Below are 1,240 nucleotides of genomic sequence, written 5' to 3' on the forward strand. Positions count from 1 at the left end.
TGTAGGAACCGTCGATCTACGGCAGGATCAGGTTCAGGTCAGGCGGCCAGTGCTGGCAAGCTGACAATAGGGTTATGGCTCACCGAGCCGAGAGGTTCCAGTGTCATGTAGCGGCGCGATACCGCCCACTCATCGTTCTGCTCCAGCATGAGCGCTCCGACGAGACGAACGACGGCAGCGTCATTCGGGAATATGCCGATCACGTCGGCCCTTCGCTTGATCTCCTTGTTGACTCTTTCCAGCGGGTTGGTGGACGCGATCTGCGCCCAATGATCCTTGGGGAAGGCCATGTAGGCGAGCACGTCTTCGCGTGATGCGTCCATCATGTCGGCCAGCTTTGGAAACTTCTCGCGCAGGGCATCAGCAACCTGGTCCCACTGCTGGTGCGCTGCCTCGGCCGTTTCCTGCGCGAAGATGGTCTTGATCATGGCAATGACAGCGGGTCGTTGTTTCGGCGCGGCATGGGCAAACGCGTTGCGCATCCAGTGCACCCGGCAGCGCTGCTGGGTTGCGGCAAATACCTTGCTGGCCGCGGCGCGCAGCCCTTTGTGATCGTCGGAGATGACCAGCTTCACACCTCGCAGGCCGCGATCCGCCAGCGAGCGCAGGAAGGCTTTCCAGAAGGGTTCGGCTTCCGACGGGCCGGTGGCTACGCCCAGAACCTCGCGCCGGCCATCGGTGTTGACGCCCACCGCGATTATCGCCGCCGTCGAGACAATCCGTCCGCCCTCGCGCTCTTTGAGGTAGGTGGCGTCGATCCATAGATAGGGCCACTCACCTTCAATGGGTCGCGTGAGGAAAGCGTTCACCCGCTCGTCGATCTCGGCAACCAAACGGCTGACCTGGCTCTTTGAAACACCGCTGGCGCCCATCGCCTTGACCAGATCGTCGACCGAACGGGTCGAAACGCCGTGGACGTAGGCTTCCTGGATCACTGCCGCCAAGGCCTTCTCGGCGGTGCGGCGTGGCTCCAAGAAGCTCGGGAAGTAACTGCCTTTGCGCAGCTTCGGGATCGACAGATCAATCCGGCCAGCTCGCGTATCCCAACCTCGCTCGCGGTAGCCGTTGCGGTGGTTCAGCCGCTCCGGGCTGCGTGATCCGCAAGGCACGCCCGTCTTCGCCTCGATCTCGAGATCCATCATACGCTCTGCGGCGAAAGCCAGCATCTCACGCACCAAATCGCTATCAGCCCCTTGCTCAATCAGCTCGACAAGGGCCATTCTGTCGTCGGTCATCGTCT

At 61.9% G+C, this 1,240-nt stretch carries 1 protein-coding gene; it reads right to left on the minus strand.

Annotated elements, in window-relative coordinates:
- Positions 1-38: 38 nt before the first annotated feature.
- On the minus strand, positions 39-1,235 hold the full coding sequence (locus tag LH128_RS29750) for an IS256 family transposase (protein WP_037522042.1): 1,197 nt from the start codon (positions 1,233-1,235) through the stop codon (positions 39-41).
- Between the last annotated feature and the right edge of the window lie 5 nt (positions 1,236-1,240).

Origin of the sequence: Sphingomonas sp. LH128 (assembly GCF_000293195.2) — a bacterium.
In the GTDB taxonomy this organism is placed as follows: domain Bacteria; phylum Pseudomonadota; class Alphaproteobacteria; order Sphingomonadales; family Sphingomonadaceae; genus Novosphingobium; species Novosphingobium resinovorum_A.

Coding starts and splice junctions, on each gene's coding strand:
- LH128_RS29750 (WP_037522042.1), bottom strand. CDS start 1,235: ATGACCGACGACAGAATGGCCCTTGTCGAGCTGATTGAGCAAGGGGCT.